An 18,556-nucleotide genomic window follows, 5' to 3' on the forward strand; every position below is an offset into this window, starting at 1 on the left:
GCCGCCCGGTCCGCCGCCCGGTCCGCCGCCCGGTCCGCCGCCCGGTCCGCCGCCCGGTCCGCCGCCCGGTCCGCCGTCTGGTCCGCCTCTGGGATGTCGAACCCCCAGCGGTCGCCGCGCACCAGCGTGGCCCGCAACATGTCGTGCCGCCCGACCACGGCGGCGAGGATCTCGCCGAGGGCGTCGGCGGTCAGGTCCGCCGGGGTGTTCAGCACCACGGACTGCACGAAGCCGTCGATCGCGTCCGTGGTCTCGCCGAGCCACCGCACGATGGGCGACCCCGTGACGGGACTGGTCGCGACATCCCCGTGGTCGACGGCGGAGACGTCATCGCGGCTCGCCACCGCCGCCAGCGACCCCACGGTGCCGCTGGTGAAGATCTCCGTGGCCGTGACGTAGAGGCCCGCGTCGCGCAGCGCGCTCAGCAGCGAGATCGCCAGGATGCTGTCGCCGCCGAGCTTGAAGAAGTTCTGGTCGACACCGATCTCCTCCAGCCCCAGCACCGACGCGACCACCGCGCACACCACCCGCTCGTTCTCGGTGGCGGGCGGGGCGAGCGGGCCCGCCTCGATGACCGGCTCCGGCAGCGCGCGCCGGTCCAGCTTGCCGTTCTCGGTGAGCGGGAACTCCTTCAGCACGACGAGGTGCGCGGGCACCATGTACTCGACCATGTGCTCGGCGGCCCACGCCTTGACCTCCTCCGGCCGCAGGCCGTCGTTCCCGGCCGCCGGGATCACGTACCCCACCAGGTAGGTGCCGCCCGCCGTGTTCTTCTTCGCGATGACACAGGAGTGCCGTACGCCGGGGTGCTCGGCGAGACCGATCTCGACGTCCTCGATCTCCAGCCGCATGCCGCGGATCTTGATCTGGTTGTCGGCCCGGCCGAGGAAGTCCAGTGACCCGTCCGGGGCGAAGCGCGCGAGATCACCGGTCCGGTACAGCCGGGACCCGTCCGCCGCGAACGGATTCGCCACGAAACGGGAGGCCGTCAGGCCGGGCGCGTTGACGTAGCCGCGTCCCAGGAGGAATCCGCCCGCGTACAGTTCGCCGCCGGCGCCGACCGGGACCGGGCGCAGTTCGTCGTCCAGCACGTACAACTCGGTGTTGGGGTTGGCCTTGCCGATCGACGTCGACAGGCGTTCGGCCGCGCCCCGGTAGATGACGTGCGAGACGCCGATCGTCGTCTCGGCCGGGCCGTAGCCGTGGTAGAGGGGGATGTCGAGCCGGGTGCGGAAGCGTTCGTACAGCTCCGGGGTCAGCACCTCGCCGCCGCACCACACGTGCCGCAGGCTGTCCAGCCGCCCGGAGTCGCCCGCGATCTCCAGCAGCACGTCCAGCATGGACGACACCAGGTAGGTGAAGGTGACGCGCTGTTCTGCGATCACGCTCAGCAGGTGGTGCGGGTCGCGTTCACCGCCGGGCCGCAGGATCACCAGCCTGCCGCCGCGCACCAGCGGCAGGAAGATCTCGTTGATGGAGATGTCGAACGACAGCGGCGCCTTGAACAACGACGCGTCGTCGTGGCCGAAGCGCAGGATCTCGCCGGCCTGCCACAGCAGGCGCTCGCTGATCGCCTCGTGCCGGATCATCGCGCCCTTGGGACGCCCGGTCGAGCCGGAGGTGAAGATCACGTACGCCAGCGCGGCGCCGGGGATGGCGACCTCGGCCCTCTCGGCAGGGTAGGAGCCGAATCGCCAGTCGTCCAGGTCGACGGCCACGGCCTCCGGTTCGCCCGGGTTCTGCTCGCCGGAGTCGTTGAGCTGCGCCACGAGCCCGGCGTCCTCGATGACGACCGCGCGGCGCGCGGCGGGCCACGCCGGGTCGAGCGGCACGAACGCGCACCCCGCCATGAGCACGCCCAGCAGGCCGATCACCATCTCGGCCGAGCGCTCCAGCGAGATGCCGACGACCTGTTCGGCGGTGAGCCCACGGTCGATCAGGTGGTGGGCGAGCTGGCTGGACAGCTCCGCCGCCTCACGGTAGGTCAGCGACCGACGCTCGTCCACGATGGCCACCGCGTGCGGCCTGGCCCGCGCCTGCTCGTGGAACATCTCCACGATGGTCGGGCGGACCCGGTCGACGTGGTTGTCGTTCCACCTGGCCAGGGCCTCGATCCGGGCCGCCACGCTGGACGGGCTGATGGTTCCCACGGGCCGGTCGGGGAAGTCGGCCAGGTCGTCCAGGGCGAGCTGCGCGTCGCTCAGCACGACGCCCTCGGGGACGGCGATGCTGCGATCGTCCGCGCCGACCTCCCAGCCGGCCCCGAGCCCGCCGTTGCCGACCCACCCGAGGACGTCGGTGAACAGCGTGCCGGGGGTGAGGTCGAGGCCGTCGGGGCTCCGGCCCGTCGCCCAGTACGCCAGTCCGACGGCGCACGCTCCGGCGAGAGTCCCGTCGGAGAATTCGCCGTGTTCGCCGGTCCGCCGGCGCAGGCCGGCGAGGCGCTCGGAGGAAAGCGATACGAGACGAGTGCCTGGTTCCACCATCGAAGACTCAGCCGTCCCTTCCGGGGTGTGTGAAAACTGCCTAACTGCCTTCTCGCCATGCGCGCCACAGCCGCGCGTACCGGCCGCCCAGGGCCACGAGTTCCTCGTGGGTGCCCTGCTCGACCACGCGTCCCGCGTCCAGTACGGCGATGCGGTCCGCCGCCATCGCCTGGGTCAGCCGGTGTGCCACGAACAGCGCGGTACGGCCCCGGCACGCGGCCAGGACGGCCCGTTCCAGCTCGGCGGCGCCCTGGCTGCCCGCCTCCGCGGTCGACTCGTCCAGCACCACCACCGGCGACCGGCCCAGGACCAGCCGGGCCAGCGCGATCTGGGCGACCTTGGCGCCGTCCAGGCGTTCGCCGCCCTCGCCGACCATGGTGTCCAGCCCGTCGGGCAGCGCCGTGACCCACGTGTCGGCGCCGACCGTGCGCAACGCGTCCATCAGCTCCGCGTCCGTCGCCTGCGGCGAGGTCAGCCGCAGGTCGTCGGCCAGCGGGCCGGAGAACACGTGTGTCTCCTGCGTCAGGATGCTCGCCAGGACCCGCGCCCCGGCCTCGTCCAGGCCGGCGATGTCGGTCGATCCGATGCGCACCGACCCGGCCTGCGGGGTGCCGATGCCCGCGATCAGCGCCGCCAGGGTCGACTTGCCCGCGCCCGTCGCCCCGACCAGCGCGAGCGATCCGCCCGCCGGGATCTCCAGGTTGACCTCCCGCAGGACCGGCTCTCCCGAACCGGGATAGCAGAACGTCAGCCCCTCCACCCGCACCGGGTACGGCCCGGCCCGCGCGGGAGCGACGGCACCGCCCACCAGCCGTTCCTCCGCGGCCTCTCCCAGCACCCCGACCAGCCGCGTCAGGCTCGCGCCCGACTTCTGCGCCTCGTCGAAGGTGAACATGATGGCGCCCAGCGGGTTGAACAGCCGGTGGAACAGCAGCGGCGCCGCCGCGGCCTCGCCCAGGGTGACGGCATCGGCCTCCAGCAGCGCGTAGCCCACCACGATGATCAGGACCAGCCCGATGAACTCGGCGCGGTTCTCCCGGCCGACGAACCGGCCGAAGAACCGGAACACCTCGACGCCGAGATCGCGCACCCGCCACGACTCAGTGGTGACCTTCTCGCGGAAGATGCCCTCAAGGCGGTAGGCCCGGACGGTCTCGATCCCGTTCAGGCCGCTGATCAGCGCCTGCGCGCGGTCGGCCTGGGCCTCCCGCTGCCTGCGGTAGAGCGGCGCGGACCGGGGGAGATACCAGCGCAGGGCCAGCCCGTACGCGGGCAGCGCGCAGGCGCCCGCCAGGCCGAGCCGCCAGTCCAGTCCGAACATGCCGGCCGTGGCGATGACGACCAGCACCCCCGCGGAGAACACCGTGGGGAGGGCCGTCCTGATGCCCTTGGACACCACGGCCACGTCGTCACCGACCCTGGACAGCACATCGCCCTGGCCGACCTGCTCGATCCGCGCGCTCGGCATGCCGAGCACGGCCCGGACGGCGCCTTCGCGCAGCCTCGCGAGCAGATCAGCGCCCAGCCGCCCGATCAGGTACGTCGAAGCCGCGGCGGCCGCGGCGCCGAGCAGNGCCGCGGCCACCATCAGCACCCCGATCGTGACCAGGATCGAGTGCGGCTCGTCCGCGACCACGCCGTCGACCACCCGGCCGAGCAGGAGCACGGGCAGCACCTGGAGTGCCGCCCCCGCCACCGTGGTGAGCGCGGTGGCGGCCGTCAGCCCCCGGGCTTCGCGGCAGCGCGCGCCGACCCATCGGCCGGCCTCGCGTCCAGTCGCCGTGCGCAGGATGGCGGCGCGGGTGTCGGTGCTCACATCCGGACCGCGGCGGGCCGGGGATGGGACATGTCCACCGGCACCTCTAACCGACCGACTTGACGAGCTCGTCGATCGCGTACGGCAGGGACAGGAGCGTGCCCTGCGACATGGCCGCGCCGATCGCCGGGCCCTCGCTGTCCAGCAGATAGGACACCTTGCCGTCCTTGACCGCGGGCAGGTTGGCGAACAACTCGAACTTCTTCAGCGCCGTCTGGTCCGCCTGGTCGGCGATGACGAAGATGTGGTCGACGTCGATCAGGTCGATGCGCTCGGGGGACAGCACGGTGTAGAAGCTGCTGCCCGCGATCTTGTCGATCTCCGGCGTGCCCTTGAAGCCGATGCCCGACACCAGCCGTCCGCGTACGTCGGTGGTGGTGAACGGGGCGACGGAATCCTTGTACCAGGACACCGCGACGGCGGTCTTGTCCGCGAACTCCGGATGTGCCTCACGGGCCGCGTCGAGCTTGGCGTCGATGTCCTTCACCAGCTGCGCGCCCTCGTCCGCCTTGCCGAGCGCCTTGGCGATGTGCACCGCGTTGTCCTGCCACGGCGCGCTGAACGGCTCCTTCTCGGCCTTGGTGCGGCCCACCGTCGGCGCGATCTTGGAGAGCCGGTCGTAGGCGGCCTGGTCGATCTCGGAGTAGACGGCGATGATCAGGTCCGGCCGCAGCGCGGCGATCTTCTCGTAGTTCGGGCCGGAGTCCCCGTTGGTCATGATGACCTCGGGGCGGGTATCGCCCCACTTGTCCTTCACCCAGGGCCACTGGGTGTTGACGTCGGGAGACTTGCCCGGCGGGTTCGGGTACTGGTCGACCATGCCGACCGGCTTCACGCCGAGCGCCAGGATGGCCTGGTCGTCGGTGTAGCCGACGGAGACGACCCGCTGAGGGGCCTTGTCGATCTGGGTGGACCCGAACGCGTGCTCCACGGTGACCGGGAAGGCGCCGCCGGCGGCGGCCGTGGTGGCCCCGGTCTCAACGCTCGGCTGCTCCGCCGCGCCGGAGCCGCATCCCGCGAGGAGGCCGGCGCCGAGGGCCGCGGCGGACAGCGTCACCACTAACCGCCGCACGGTCGTCACAACTGTCGTTCCTCGGAAAAGCATGCGGAGTCCCTTGCTTTAGTGCCTCGACTGGGGCCGGCGAAAACCGTAACACGCAGATATTAGGTTAGCCTAACTTTACTTAGGTGAGGCGGCCCTTCATAGACCCTTTCTGAGGTTCGCCCGTACCAGCAGGTAGACGAGGAAGGGGCCGCCGATCGCGGCTGTGACCACGCCGACGGGCAGCGAGAACGGCAGCGCCGCGCGCGCCACCAGGTCCGAGCCCATCAGCAGCAGCGCGCCCACCAGCCCGGAGGCCGGCATCGGCGGCGTCGGGTACCGCGACAGACGCATCGCCACCTGCGGCGCCATCAGCGCGACGAACGGGACGGGGCCCGCCGCGCTCACCGCCACACCGGCCAGCAGCACCGCGCAGAGCAGCAGGACCGCGCGCACCATCGAGTACCGGACGCCCAGGCTCGCCGCGACCTGGTCGCCGAAGTGCATCGGCCTGAGGTGGAAGGCGACGTACGCCACGACGGCCACGAGGGCGAGCGTGCACCACAACGCCACCCAGACCTCGCCCCCCGACCGGTTGTCCAGCGAGCCGACCAGCCACGCCTGGGCCCGCGCCACGTCCCGGATGTCGGCCGTGACCAGCAGCCAGGTGGTGATCGCCTGCATCACGGCGCTCACCGAGATGCCGATGAGGATGAGCCGGAGACCGTCGATCCCGCGCCGCCAGGCCAGGAAGTACACCAGCAGACCCGTGCCGAGACCGCCCGCGAGCGCCGCCGCGGACAGGCCCACGGAGTTGACGATCGCCGCGGCGGCCCCGCCCGACACCGTCACCAGGAACACCGAGACCGCGCTCGCGCCCCCGGTGATGCCCAGAACGTCCGGGCTGGCCAGCGGGTTGCGCGCGATGGACTGCGTGATCGCCCCTGACACCCCCAGCGCGACCCCCACGACGAGCCCGGCCAGGGCGCGCGGCATCCGCAGGTCCATGATCACGAACTCGTCGACCCGCTCGCCCCTGCCGAAGAGCGTGGCGATCACCTGGGGCAGGCCGATGGGGAAGTCCCCGAAGCCGATGGACAGGCAGAACACCAGGAAGGTCCCCGCCGCCAGCAGCAGTGTGACGAAGAGCATCCAGGGCCGCCACACGAACGACGCGGAGCCGAGCCGCACGCCCGCCGTCACCGACCGCTTCACGACTGTCTCGTTCATGCCGTCTTGAACTTTCTGCGCCACACCAGCGCCGCGAAGAAGGGGGCGCCGGCGAGAGCGACGACGACGCCGGCCTGCAACTCGCCCGGCCGTGTCACCACACGGCCCACGATGTCGCAGGCCAGCAGGATGACGGCGCCGAGCAGGCCCGCGTACGGCACCAGCCAGCGATAGTCGGGCCCGGTGACGTATCGGGCCACGTGGGCCACCATGAGCCCGAGGAACGCGATGGGACCGCACGCCGCCGTCGCCGCGCCCGCCAGCAGGACGACGGCGACGATGCCGACGGTCCGGCTCAGCGCGATGTTCGCCCCCAGCCCCCGTGCCACGTCATCACCCAGGTTGAGCAGGTTGAGGGTGGGCAGCGTGGTCAGCGCCAGCACCAGCCCGGCCACGATGAACACGCCCACCGGCCAGATGACGTCGAATCCGACGCCGGCCACGGAGCCCGCGTTCCAGAACCGCAGCGCGTTCAGCGACGCCTGGTCCGACAGTGCGATCGCCGTGGTCATCGCCGCCAGGAACACCGTGACCCCCTGCCCGGCCAGCGCGAGCGTCAACGGGCTGCCCGCCCCCCTGCCGAGGCTCGCCAGCCCGAAGACGACGACGCCGGCGACCCCCGCCCCCAGGAAGGCGAACCAGACGTACTGGTACGGATTGGCGAACCCGAACAGGAGGATCACCGACACCACGGCGAACGAGGCGCCTGAGTTCACCCCCAGCAACCCCGTGTCGGCGATCGGGTTACGGGTGAACCCCTGGATCAACGCCCCGCCGACCCCCAACGCGACCCCCGCCGCGATCGCGAGCACCGTCCTGGGCACCCGCACGGTCTGCACGATGAGTGTGATCTCGGTGAGCCGCTGGTCGGAGCCCGGCGCCGCGAAGAGCCCGTGCCACACCTCCGCGAGACTCAACGCGCGCGCGCCGACCACCAGCGACACCACCCCCACGACCACGAGCACCGCGACAAGCGTGCCCACCCCCACGACCCGCCGCCGGCGGGCCTGTACCGCGATCGCGCCCATCGCGACGTCATCCCCTTGATCCACTGGCGAACATCTCGATCAACTACTTAGGTAAAGCTATCCTTAGCCGCTGGCCGATGGTAGGGGAGGGGACTGCGCATGAAGGACACCTTCGCCGAGTACAGATGCCCCGGCGAACCCGGCACCGAGGAGTTCTGGGCGGCGGTGCGGGCACCGGCGTCGATACCCGGCGGTGACGGCGGCTGGGAGACCCTGTTCCTGTGGCGCGGGTCCCCGGCGAGCATCGGCTTCGAGAGCTGGTCGGAGCCGGTGCCCCTACGCCGATGGGGTGACACGGACTGCTGGTTCGCCGAGGTCGCCATGCCCGCGCGACTGCGGGTGACCTACCAGTTCCTCGCCGGCGGATCGGCGTACGCCGATCCGTACAACCCGGAGGGCGCGGGTGGTGACCGCTCCATCGCCGCGACCCCGGACGCCCCCGCCCAGCCGCACTGGCCCGCCGTCGGCGCCGCCGACGTCCTGCCCCTCCCGACCACCCGCCTGCGCTGGACCAGCGAACGGCTTCGCGGGCGCCGCACCGTGCGGGTCCACCCGGCGGGCGGCGGCGGGGCGATCGTCCTGCTGCTCGACGGGGACGACTGGTTGTACCTGCACCCGGCCATGACCGCGTTCGACTCTGCCGTCGCCCAGGGCGAACTGCCACCCGTCACGCTCGTCTTCGTGCCTGCCCAGGCCAGGGAGTCCGAGTACGCGTGCGAGCCCGGGTTGTGGGAGGCGATCAGGGACGAACTGCTGCCGCTGGTGGCGCGGAGCGGCGTACCCGCCGACCGGGAGCGGCTGATGGTCGCCGGGCAGAGTCTCGGCGGGCTGAGCGCGATGTACGCCGCGCTGGAGTTCCCCGGCCTGCTGACCGGCATCGCCTGCCAGTCGGCGTCGTTCTGGTGGACGGCCGGCGCCGCGGACCGGGCGGACCCCATGGGCGGACCGGTCGGCGGCGCCATCGCCGCGCGCCTGCGGGAGCGCCCCGACCTGTCCGGGCTGCGGGCCGCGTTCGACGTGGGGGAGCACGAGAGGCGGATGTTGCCGCACTGCGAGCTGGTCGAGACCCTGGCCGAGCAGGCGGGCGCCACCGTGCGGGTGTCGCGGTCGGCCTCGGGCCACGATCGGGCGGGGTGGCGGCACGCCCTGCTCAGGGATGTCGCCTGGGTCCTCGCGGATGGTGGCCCGGCGGCCGGGTCAGCGCATCGACGATCTTCCGCTCACGGCTGACGGTTGAGGTAGCCGCCCATGGTCCGGAACACCTCGGTGGCCGGCAGGTCCGTGCCGTCCTCCGTACGCACTCGTTCGATCACCAGCCCGTGGCTGCGGCCGCGGCGGGCCTCGGCCCCCGCGACGATGACCACGCCGTCGCCCTCCCGGATGAAGACCCGGCCTGGCGTGCCCCCGTACCTGCCCTTCGACACCGAGGCCTTGAGCACCCGGATGCGCTCGCCCTTGTAGTGGGTGAAGGCGTTGGGGTAGGGGTCGGACTGGGCGCGGACCAGCCGGGCGAGGTCCTCGGCGGGCCAGGTCCAGTCGATGTCGCTGTCCTGGATCGAACGTTTGTGGAAGAAGCTGGCCTTCGACCGGTCCTGCTTCGTCCAGACGGCTTCGCCGGAGTCGATGAGGTCGAGCGCCTCGGTGACGATCGGCCCGATCAGATCGACCGTGCGGTGGAACAGGTCGGTGGCGGTGTCCTCGGGCCCGACGGGCACGGCGCGCTGCACCACGATGTCGCCGGCGTCCAGCTCGTCGTTCATCATGTGCGCGGTGACCCCCACCTCCTCCTCGCCGTTGATCAGCGCCCAGATCAGCGGCGAGAAGCCGGCGTAGGCGGGCAGCAACGAGTCGTGCACGTTGAGGGTGCCGTGGCGGGGCAGGCCGAAGATCTCCGGTGGGATCCAGGTCCGCCAGTTGTTCGCGACGAGGAGATCCGGCTCGGCCTCCTTGAGCCGGGCCATCAGCTCCTCGTCGTCGGGCCTGTTGCGCAGGAGCACCGGGACGTCGTGCGCTTCGGCGAGCTCGGCCACCGAGTCGTTCCAGATTCTCTCGTACGCGTGCTCGCTCTTGGGATGGGTGACCACCAGCACGACCTCGTGCGCGGAATCCAGAAGTGCCTGGAGCGTGCGATGACCCCAGGTTTGGTATCCGAACATCACGACCCGCATGCTGCCTCCTTGTCGAGGGGATCTGACTAGGTTAGGCTAACCTTAATTAGGCCAGGCTAACCTAATTCTCACAATGTCTCCACCCCCTGATCCGGTCGCGAAAGGTTTCCATGTCCTCAGCGGAGCAGCACGTCCACGACCTCGTAGGCATCGGCTTCGGGCCCTCCAACCTCGCCCTGGCGATCGCGCTGCGGGAGCGCCAGACACGGACAGGAGACCAGGTCGACGCCGTGTTCCTTGACAAGCAGCCCGCCTTCGGATGGCACCGGGGCATGCTGCTCGAAGGCACCACCATGCAGGTGTCCTTTTTGAAGGACCTGGTCACCATGCGGAACCCGACCAGCGAATTCAGCTTTCTCTGCTATTTGCAGGACAAAGGGCGGATGCTCGACTTCATCAATCACAAAACAATGTTTCCGTCCCGGCTGGAGTTTCACGACTATCTCGAATGGGCGGCCGCTCGTTTCACCGAGGAGGTGGAATACGCCTCCGAGGTCGTCGCGGTCACCCCTGTCGAGGTGGACGGGACGATCGAGTTCCTGGACGTGGTCGTCAGGCAGGGCGACGGCACGCTGGTCACCCGCCGTGGCCGCAACCTGGTCCTCGCCGCCGGGCTCGAACCGGTCCTGCCGGACGGAATGGTGAGCGACGAGCGGGTCTGGCACAGCGAGGAATTGCTCAAAAAGCTGCCGGCGTTGCGCGACCCGCGCAGGTTCGTGGTGGTCGGGGCGGGGCAGAGCGCGGCCGAGGTGACCGAGCACCTGCACAGCGTCTTTCCCGACGCCGAGGTGTGCGCCGTTTTCGCCAAGTACGGATACACCCCCGCCGACGACAGTTCCTTCGCCAACCGCATCTTCGACCCGGTGGCGGTCGACCACTTCTACGCGGCGCCGGACGAAGTGAAAACGCGGCTGCGCGCCTACCACGCCTCCACGAACTACTCCGTGGTGGACATGGAGGTCATCGACGAGTTGTACCGCCGCCACTACCAGGAGAAGGTGCAGGGCAAGGAACGCCTGCGCATCCTCAACGCCTCACGGCTGGCGGGCGTCGAGCGGGACGAGAGCGGCCTGCGCGCCACGGTCGAGTTCCTGCCCACCGGCGAGCGCACCCTGCTGGAGGCCGACGTCATGGTCTACGCGACCGGCTACCGTCCCGCCGACCCGCTCACCCTGCTGGGCGCGACCGGCGAGCTCTGCGAACGGCTTCCCGGCGGCGGTGTGCGCCTGGGACGCGACTACCGGATCGTCACCTCGCAGGCGATGCGCTGCGGCATCTACGTCCAGGGCGCGAGCGAGCACACGCACGGCCTCACCTCTACCTTGTTGTCCAACACCGCGGTCCGGGTGGGTGAGATCGCCGAGTCCGTGGCCGATCAGCTCAGGAGCGGGAGCCTGAGCTCCTACGCGTTGTCACGGTGAACGGCGCCCGGGAGGCGGCCGGTGCGGGAATCGGCGGACGGCGCATCACCGCCCGGCCTGTCCGCGACGGCCGCCGCCTCGGGCTCCTCGCTGGCCGGCTGCCGACCGCTTCGGCAGAGCGCAACCGCAGGTGCGGCAGCCGGGTCTCAGGCTCCTCGTCGGCGCTGGGCTGGGGCATCCACATCGACCGCGTGGAGATCAAGGACGTGCAGCTGCCCGAGTCCATGAAACGCTCGATGTCGCGGCAGGCCGAGGCCGAGCGGACCCCGACGCCCCCGCTCTGACTGACTCCGACGCTCCTGCGCCGGCGGCCGCGATCGAGCACGACACGGAGATCGCCGCGAAGCGCCCGGCCTCTGACGACAACGCGCGCTGAGGCCGGCGCCGCCCGAGCTCGGTCAGCACGGGTCGGAGTGCGCCGCCCCCTTGTGCCCTTATATATAAGGGGGTGATATAAATTTCTTATGGAAGCCGATTCCCCCTCCCAGCCGGTGGACGAGCTGGAGCTGGCGGTCGGACTGGCCCGGATCAGGACGATGATGCGCCTGCTCGACGTTCCCCGAGACCTGTCGATCACCTCTCTGTCCACACTGGCGAGCCTCGAACGCATGGGCCCGCGCCGGCTCACCGAACTGGCCGCGATGGAGGGCGTCACCCAGCCCGCCATGACCCAGCTCGTCACCCGTCTCGAACGCGAGGCGCTGGCCGAGCGGCTGCCCGACCCCTCCGACGGCCGCGTCGTCGTGGTCGCCATCACCCAGCACGGCCGCGCCGAGCTGGCCCGGCGCCGCGCCACACAGGCCAAGCGGCTGGCCGAGCTGCTGTCGGAGCTGTCCCAGGCCGACCGCGCCAGCATCGCCGCCGCGCTGCCCGCCCTCGAACGGCTGGCCGCCCGCGCCTTCGGCTCCGCCGAACCCCCTGTCCCCTCCCCTGAGGTGAGCGAATGAGCAGCCCAGCCCCCAGTCCCTTCCGCCAGCCCAAGGCCGTCTGGGCGGTGGCGTTCGCGTGCGTGATCTCCTTCATGGGGATCGGCCTCGTTGACCCGATCCTGCCCGCGATCTCCTCCGACCTGAACGCCTCGCCCAGCCAGGTGACGCTCCTGTTCACCAGTTACCTGGTCGTCATGGCCGTCGCCATGCTGGTGACCGGCTGGGTGTCGAGCCGCATCGGCGCCAAGTGGACGCTGATCGCCGGTCTCGTGCTGATCGTCGTGTTCAGCGCGCTGGCCGGCACCTCCGACAGCGTCGGCGGCATCATCGGCTTCCGGGCGGGCTGGGGCCTGGGCAACGCCCTGTTCGTCGCGACCTCCCTGGCCGTCATCGTGGCCGCCGCCAGCGGCGGCTTCACCGGCGCGATCATCCTGTACGAGGCCGCCCTCGGCCTGGGCATCGCCATCGGCCCGCTGCTCGGCGGCGCGCTCGGCCACATCAGCTGGCGCGGCCCCTTCTACGGCGTCTCGGTGCTGATGGCCGTCGCCCTGCTCGCGACCATCGTCCTGGTGCGCCCGCAGCCCAAACCCGCCCGCAAGACCTCACTGCTCGACCCGCTCAAGGCCCTGCGCCACCGCGGCCTGCTGATCATGAGCCTGACCGCCCTGTGCTACAACTGGGGCTTCTTCACCGTGCTCGGCTACGCGCCCTTCCCCATGGAGCTGGACGCCATCCAGCTCGGCCTCGTCTTCACCGGCTGGGGCCTGATGGTGGCGCTCTTCTCGGTGGCCGGCGCGCCGTGGTTGCAGCGCAGGCTGGGCCTGGCCCGCACGCTCTACGGCAACCTCACGCTGTTCGCGATCGTCATCTTCGTCATCGCCGCCTTCGTCGACAACCGGCCGGTGCTGATCGCCGCCGTGATCGTGGCGGGGATCTTCATCGGCGTGAACAACACGCTGACCACGCAGGCCGTGATGATGGTCGCGCCGGTGGAACGGCCGGTGGCGTCGGCGGCGTACGGGTTCGTGCGCTTCATCGGCGGCGGCCTCGCGCCGTTCGCGGCCGGGCAGCTCGCCGAGCACTTCAACGTGCACGTCCCGTTCATCATCGGCGGTTGCGCGATCCTGATCGGCATCGCCATCCTGAGCACCGGCCACCGTGACCTGATGCGGGCCGAGAGCAACCAGGCGGAGCTCGACGCGCATGCCGGGCAGGGCGAGCCGAACGCCGAGGTGGCCGAGGCCGCCGAGGCCGGCACCGGCACCCCGAGCTGAGGAACGGCGTCCAGGACGTCGTGCCCGGCACCCCGAGCTGAGGCGTCCAGGACGTCGTGCCCGGCGTCCTGGACGCTCAGGTGGGCAGGCCGTGGCCGCGCGCGGCGTAGATCTCCAGCACCCGTTCGCGCGGCAGCACCCCGCAGCGCCCGGCCCACTCCTGGTAGGCGGCCGACAACTCGGCGACCAGGTGGGGATGGCCGGCGGCCACGTCGTTCAGCTCTGTGCGATCGAGCTCCATGTCGTACAGCTCCCAGCCGGAGCCGTACTTGCGCACCAGCTTCCAGTCGCCGCGCCTGACCCCGGCGTTCCCCTCGTGCTCCCAGAACAGGGTCCTGCCGGGGTCGGCGGGTTCGCCGCGCAGGGAGGCGAGCATGCTGCGGCCTTCGAGCGGCAGCACGGCGCGGCCGTCGAAGGTGGCGGGGTATTCGGCGCCGGTGACCTCGACGATGGTCGCCATGACGTCCGTGAGCTGGTGCGGGGCGGTCCGTACGGCCGCCTCGGCGCCGAGGCCGGCCGGCCAGTGGACGATGAACGGCGTGGAGATGCCGCCCTCGTGGATCCAGTGCTTGTACTCCCTGAACGGGGTGTTCGACAGGTTGGCCCAGGCGGTGCCGTAGGTGGCGTAGGTGCTCTCGGGGCCCGGATCGAGGCCGGGATGGTTGCCGGGCACGACCTCCCGGCCGTCGCGGGTGACGGGCGCGAAGTCGACGAACGCAGTGACGAAGTCCATGGCGCTCTCCGGCGGCATCTCCTCGGCGCAGCCGCCGTTGTCCGACAGGAACACGAACAGCGTGTTCTCCAGCCGCCCCGACTCCTCCAGCTGGTCGATTATGCGGCCGACGCCCTGGTCCATGCGGTCGATCTGGGCCGCGTACACGGCCATCCGCAGCGCCTCCCACTCCTTGTCGCCGGCCTCGGCCCAGGCGGGGACGTTCGGGTCGCGGTCCGTCAGCGGCCAGCTCTCGTTGATGATCCCCGTCGACACCAGCCGCCGCAGCCGCTCGCGGCGCAGCTCGTCCCAGCCGGCGGAGAAGCGGCCGAGGTACTTGCCGACGTCCTCCTTCAGCGCGTGCAGCGGCCAGTGCGGCGCGGTGTAGGCGACGTAGAGGAACATGGGATCGGCGGGGCGTTCCGCGTGGTGCTCGCGGGCGAAGCCGACGGCGTTGTCGGAGATCGCGTCGGTGTAGTAGAAGCCCTCTTCCAGCGCCTCGTCCTCGATGTTCCGCTCGTCCCTGGTGAGCGTGGCGGGCTGGAAGTAGCTGCCCGCGCCCGCGAGCGTGCCGTAGAAGCGGTCGAAGCCACGCCGCGTCGGCCAGGCGTCACTGGGATGGCGCAGGTCGTTGGACATGTGCCACTTGCCCGACAGGTACGTCGAATAGCCCGCGGAGCCGAGCACCTCGGCGATGGTCACGCAGGAGTCGTTGAGCGTGCCGGAGTAGCCGTCGGGCGAGTCGTCGTAGTTGAGGATGCCGATGCCGGTCTGGTGCGGGGGCAGCCCCGTGATCAGTGACGCCCTGGACGGGCTGCACCTGGCGGTGTTGTAGAACTGCGTCATCCTGGCGCCGGAGGCGGCGAGCCGGTCCAGATGGGGCGTGGACACCTCGCCGCCGTAGCAGCCGATGTCGGAGAAGCCCATGTCGTCGGCGAGGACGAGCACGATGTCGGGCCTGGTGGCCATGGAGAGGAAGCCCTTCTGTCAGGTACGGGTGGGGGCGGGCAGCGCGGCGTCCCTGTTGAGCCGTGAGGTCTCGGGCGTGAAGGCGAGCGCGAGCAGCGCGATGGCGGCGAAGACGACCACGTACAGGGCCACCGGCCACGAGGCGCCGCCGCTGCCCTCCACCATGGCGGTGGCGACGGCGGGGGCGACGGCGCCGGAGGGCAGCACGCCGAGCTGGTAGACGATCGACATGCCGGTGTAGCGGACGCGCGCCGGGTAGATCTCGGCGAAGAAGGCCGCCTCGGGGCCGAACATCGTGCAGGCGCCGAAGGCCCATCCGACGACGATGCCGATCCAGATCAGCGGCGTGCTGCCGGTGTCGATCGCCGCGAAGACCGGGAACGCCGAGACCCCGGAGATGAGCGCGCCGATGGCCAGCACCGGCCGCCTGCCGATCCGGTCCGACAGCCGTCCGCCGAGCGGGATGATGGCGAAACCCACCACGGAGGCGATGAGCAGGCCGTTGAGCGCGACGTCCTTCGGCAGCCCGAGCACGATCGTGGTGTAGGTGAGGATGAACGCGTTGTAGATGTTGAACACCAGGCTCTCGCAGAACCTGGTGCCCATGGCCAGCAACGTGATCTTCGGGTACGTCCTGAACACCTCGATGAAGGGCACCTTGGACCGGGTGTCCGACTCGATGACCTGCTCGAAGACCGGCGGCTCGCTGACCCGGAGCCTGACGAAGAAGCCGACGGCCACCAGCACCACGCTGAACAGGAACGGCAGCCGCCACGCCCACGCCGCCAGGGCCTCGTCACCGAACGCGGAGGCCGCGTTGACCGCGACCGTCGCCAGCAGCAGGCCGGATTCTGCTGGCCTGCCTCCCGAGGGCCGAGGCCGGGCCGGTGCTGGCCCGCGCGGGCGAGCCGCTCACCGACGAGTCCTTCCTCGACCGGCTGGCCGCCATCAGGGACAGGGGGCAGGATCGTGCCTTCAACGAGACGATAAAGGGCGTGAGCGCGCTCGCGGTGCCGGTGTACGACGCCTCGTCCCGCGTGGCGGCGGCCCTGTCGGTGTCGGGGCCGAGCGGCAGGATGAGTGAGGAGGAGATGGACCGCATCGAGGGTGACGTGCTGCGTGCGGCCCAGCTCATCGGCCGGTCACTGGGAGCCTGACGCGCCCGCCCGGGCATGGCGGGCCGCTCAGAGGTTGCGCAGGACCGTGACCACGACGCCCAGCACCACGGCGCCGTCGCCGTCGATGACGTCGTAGGCGGGATTGCGCGGTTCGAGCCGCACATGCCCGTTACGCCGGCGGTAGACCTTGACGGTGGCCTCGTCGTCGATCAGCGCGGCGACGATCTGGCCCGAGTGCGCCTCGGGCTGCTGCCGTACGACGACGATGTCTCCGTCGCAGATCGCGGCGTCGATCATCGAGTCGCCGCGCACCCGCAGGCCGAACACGGTGCCGCGCCCGGTGAGGTCGCGGGGCAGCGTCAGCGTGTCGTCCACGTGCTCGACGGCCGGGATGGGGCTGCCCGCGGCGATGTCCCCGACCACGGGCACGGTCACCAGGTCGCTCGCCGGTTTCGGCGCCGAGGCGCGCAGGAACGGGCGCACGTCGATCGGCCGGGTCATCGCCGCGCCCCGGCGGAGGAACCCCTTCTCCTCCAGGCTCTTCAGGTGTTTCGACACCGAAGAGGGCGACCGCAGCCCTACGGCGTGGCCGAGGTCGCGCGTGCTCGGCGGATGGCCGTACCTGACCGCCCAGTCCCGGATCGTGGCCAGGATCCGCTGCTGGCGCGGCGGCAGGGCCGAGAAGTCCAGGTACTCGAACTCGTCATGATCGTCGTAGGTGGTCACCTGCGAAATGTTAGGGGGTCGACGGCCGGGCCCCGGTAAAGCCGCGGCTCGCGCTCAGCGTGACCGCGTTCACGGGGAAGCCCCCTTGCACCTGACGCGACGTCACGTCATAGCGTCTGCGGTGGGTGATCGATGTGACTGAACGATGCTGGAAGATCGGCGAACTCGCCGCCGCGACCGGCCTGACGGTGCGTACGTTGCGCCATTTCCACCAGGTCGGGTTGTTGTGCCCGGCCGGACGCTCGGCCGCCGGCCATCGCCTCTACACCGGTGATGACGTGCGCCGCCTGTACCGGATCCTGGCGCTGCGCGAGCTGAGGCTGCCGCTCAGCGAGATCGCGCGATCCCTGGACGGCGACGGCGACGGCCTGCCGACGGCCATCGAGCGCCAGCTTCACCAGGTGGAAGGCCAGATCGTCCTGCATCGCACCCTGCACCTGCGGCTGCTGGGCCTGGCCCAGGCACTGCGCCAGGCCCAGCAGCCGGCGATCGACCAGCTCATCCAGACGATGGAGGCGATGATGCAGGCCAAGAACTTCACCACAGAGCAGCTCGCCCTGCTCAGGCACCAGCACGAGGAGGCCGGTCAGGAGGGGTTCGCCCGCTGGCGCCGGCAGATGGCGGACCTGGCCGGCCAGGCCGCCGCCCACGCCGGACGCGGCACCGATCCGGCCGACCCGGCGGTCCAGGAGCTGGCGAAGGAGTGGCACGCGACGGTCACCGGCATGACCGGGGACGACAGGGGCGTTCTGTCGTCCCTCTACGCCAAGATCGACCGGCAGGGGCCGGAAGCGGCGACGAAGGGCGTTCTCACCACCCCGGCGTGGGAGTACCTCAAGAGGGCCTTCGCCGTCGGCTTCGGAAGCGCGCCATGACCGGTCCCGCCGGAAGTCGTCAGGACTGATCGGCGCCGACCGCGTTGACCACGGTCTCGATCTCGGCGGCCAGCAGGAGGCCGGCGTCCATGCCCATGTTGGCGAAGGCGCCGGCGATCTCGAGCGAGACGAGCCCGTGGACGCGCGACCAGCCGAGCACGCCGAGCCGCAGCGCCGCCGGCGTGATGTCCGCGGGCGCGCCGATCGCCTGCCCCCAGCGCAGCAACGACTCGTCGAGCGGGGTGTCGCCGGCGGAGGAGGTTGGCGGCGCGATCTCGTGCAGGGCGGTGAGCAGCGGAAGCATGCCCTGGTTGACCGCGACGACACCCTCAGGGGGATCCTGCGCGGCGGGTGAGCGTTCGGAGAAGAGCATCGCGTACCGGCGCGGGTGGGCCAGGGCCCAGTGCCGCCAGGCGTGGGCGATGAGGGCGACCCGGGCGCGGGCGTCCTGATCCGGCCCGTTCCGCGCGGCCGACGCGACGGCGGACCCGAGGTCGGCGTAGGCGTCGACGACGAGCGCTTCCAGCAGCGCCTCGCGTGAGGGGAAGTAGCGGTAGAGCGCCGGCGGGGTCATGCCCATGGCCTTGCCGACCGACGCGATCGTCACCTCGTTCAGCCCGCCGGTGTCGACGAGCTCGAAGGCACGTTGCTTGATCTCCTCGATGGTCTGCTGCCGGATCCGCTCGCGGCGGGTCAGGCGTTCGGTGCTGGCGTTCATGGACATATCCGAAGTGTAGCTCCATTGCGTTCGCTAAGAGAAGA

General features: G+C 70.9%; 17 protein-coding genes. 7 read left to right on the forward strand and 10 right to left on the reverse strand.

Going from position 1 to position 18,556, the window contains the following annotated elements; genetic code table 11:
• From ACFPZ3_RS52965 to ACFPZ3_RS52985, 5 genes are all read right to left on the reverse strand, one after another.
• On the reverse strand, positions 1–2,483 hold a 2,483-nt coding region (locus ACFPZ3_RS52965; protein ID WP_379522060.1), incomplete at its 3' end, for an amino acid adenylation domain-containing protein.
• Positions 2,484–2,526: 43 nt separating this feature from the next.
• Positions 2,527–4,302, reverse strand: a complete 1,776-nt coding sequence (locus ACFPZ3_RS52970) for an ABC transporter ATP-binding protein (protein WP_379522061.1) — start codon at positions 4,300–4,302, stop codon at positions 2,527–2,529.
• A 46-nt stretch (positions 4,303–4,348) separates the two neighbouring features.
• Entirely contained in the window at positions 4,349–5,383 is a 1,035-nt protein-coding gene (locus ACFPZ3_RS52975) for an iron-siderophore ABC transporter substrate-binding protein (RefSeq protein WP_379522062.1), read from the reverse strand.
• A 120-nt stretch (positions 5,384–5,503) separates the two neighbouring features.
• Positions 5,504–6,574, reverse strand: a complete 1,071-nt coding sequence (locus ACFPZ3_RS52980; RefSeq protein ID WP_379522063.1) for a FecCD family ABC transporter permease — start codon at positions 6,572–6,574, stop codon at positions 5,504–5,506.
• Positions 6,571–7,626 (reverse strand): FecCD family ABC transporter permease, encoded by a 1,056-nt coding sequence (locus ACFPZ3_RS52985; RefSeq protein ID WP_379522064.1) that lies wholly within the window; start codon positions 7,624–7,626, stop codon positions 6,571–6,573. Before ACFPZ3_RS52985 ends, ACFPZ3_RS52980 begins: the two co-directional genes overlap by 4 nt.
• A 75-nt stretch (positions 7,627–7,701) precedes the next feature.
• On the opposite strand from ACFPZ3_RS52985, the gene ACFPZ3_RS52990 reads away from it, so the two are divergent.
• Complete coding sequence (locus ACFPZ3_RS52990) at positions 7,702–8,832, forward strand: alpha/beta hydrolase-fold protein (protein WP_379522065.1); 1,131 nt, start codon at positions 7,702–7,704, stop codon at positions 8,830–8,832.
• Here ACFPZ3_RS52990 and ACFPZ3_RS52995 read toward each other — a convergent pair.
• Positions 8,823–9,770, reverse strand: a complete 948-nt coding sequence (locus ACFPZ3_RS52995) for a methionyl-tRNA formyltransferase (protein WP_379522066.1) — start codon at positions 9,768–9,770, stop codon at positions 8,823–8,825. The two genes, ACFPZ3_RS52990 and ACFPZ3_RS52995, sit on opposite strands and share 10 nt — an antisense overlap.
• A gap of 110 nt (positions 9,771–9,880) precedes the next feature.
• Here ACFPZ3_RS52995 and ACFPZ3_RS53000 point away from each other — a divergent pair, with 110 nt between their 5' ends.
• The 4 genes from ACFPZ3_RS53000 to ACFPZ3_RS53015 all read left to right on the forward strand — a co-directional run bounded on the left by ACFPZ3_RS53000 (position 9,881) and on the right by ACFPZ3_RS53015 (position 13,394).
• Positions 9,881–11,191 (forward strand): lysine N(6)-hydroxylase/L-ornithine N(5)-oxygenase family protein, encoded by a 1,311-nt coding sequence (locus tag ACFPZ3_RS53000; RefSeq protein ID WP_379522067.1) that lies wholly within the window; start codon positions 9,881–9,883, stop codon positions 11,189–11,191.
• On the forward strand, positions 11,188–11,475 hold the full coding sequence (locus ACFPZ3_RS53005; protein WP_379522068.1) for a hypothetical protein: 288 nt from the start codon (positions 11,188–11,190) through the stop codon (positions 11,473–11,475). Before ACFPZ3_RS53000 ends, ACFPZ3_RS53005 begins: the two co-directional genes overlap by 4 nt.
• A 180-nt stretch (positions 11,476–11,655) precedes the next feature.
• On the forward strand, positions 11,656–12,138 hold the full coding sequence (locus tag ACFPZ3_RS53010; protein WP_379522069.1) for a MarR family winged helix-turn-helix transcriptional regulator: 483 nt from the start codon (positions 11,656–11,658) through the stop codon (positions 12,136–12,138).
• Entirely contained in the window at positions 12,135–13,394 is a 1,260-nt protein-coding gene (locus tag ACFPZ3_RS53015) for an MFS transporter (RefSeq protein ID WP_379522070.1), read from the forward strand. The genes ACFPZ3_RS53010 and ACFPZ3_RS53015 overlap by 4 nt, the downstream gene beginning before the upstream one ends.
• A 76-nt stretch (positions 13,395–13,470) precedes the next feature.
• Here the strand turns inward: ACFPZ3_RS53015 and ACFPZ3_RS53020 are convergent, their stop codons facing one another.
• Positions 13,471–15,075: an arylsulfatase gene (locus tag ACFPZ3_RS53020; RefSeq protein WP_379522071.1), complete on the reverse strand. Its 1,605-nt coding sequence runs from the start codon at positions 15,073–15,075 to the stop codon at positions 13,471–13,473.
• Between the two features lie 18 nt (positions 15,076–15,093).
• The gene (locus ACFPZ3_RS53025; protein ID WP_379522196.1) at positions 15,094–15,918 is read right to left on the reverse strand and encodes an MFS transporter; all 825 of its coding nucleotides are present in this window, start codon (positions 15,916–15,918) and stop codon (positions 15,094–15,096) included.
• Between the two features lie 5 nt (positions 15,919–15,923).
• Here ACFPZ3_RS53025 and ACFPZ3_RS53030 point away from each other — a divergent pair, with 5 nt between their 5' ends.
• Entirely contained in the window at positions 15,924–16,232 is a 309-nt protein-coding gene (locus ACFPZ3_RS53030; RefSeq protein ID WP_379522197.1) for an IclR family transcriptional regulator domain-containing protein, read from the forward strand.
• Positions 16,233–16,259: 27 nt separating this feature from the next.
• On the opposite strand, the gene lexA is transcribed toward ACFPZ3_RS53030, so the two are convergent.
• Positions 16,260–16,868, reverse strand: coding sequence for a transcriptional repressor LexA (gene lexA / locus ACFPZ3_RS53035; RefSeq protein ID WP_379522198.1), 609 nt, complete (start codon positions 16,866–16,868; stop codon positions 16,260–16,262).
• A gap of 185 nt (positions 16,869–17,053) precedes the next feature.
• Between lexA and ACFPZ3_RS53040 the strand changes: the two genes are divergently transcribed.
• Positions 17,054–17,794, forward strand: coding sequence for a MerR family transcriptional regulator (locus ACFPZ3_RS53040; RefSeq protein ID WP_379522072.1), 741 nt, complete (start codon positions 17,054–17,056; stop codon positions 17,792–17,794).
• Between the two features lie 19 nt (positions 17,795–17,813).
• Here ACFPZ3_RS53040 and ACFPZ3_RS53045 read toward each other — a convergent pair whose 3' ends face one another.
• Positions 17,814–18,518 (reverse strand): TetR/AcrR family transcriptional regulator, encoded by a 705-nt coding sequence (locus ACFPZ3_RS53045; protein ID WP_379522073.1) that lies wholly within the window; start codon positions 18,516–18,518, stop codon positions 17,814–17,816.
• Between the last annotated feature and the right edge of the window lie 38 nt (positions 18,519–18,556).

Source organism: Nonomuraea insulae (assembly GCF_042656245.1).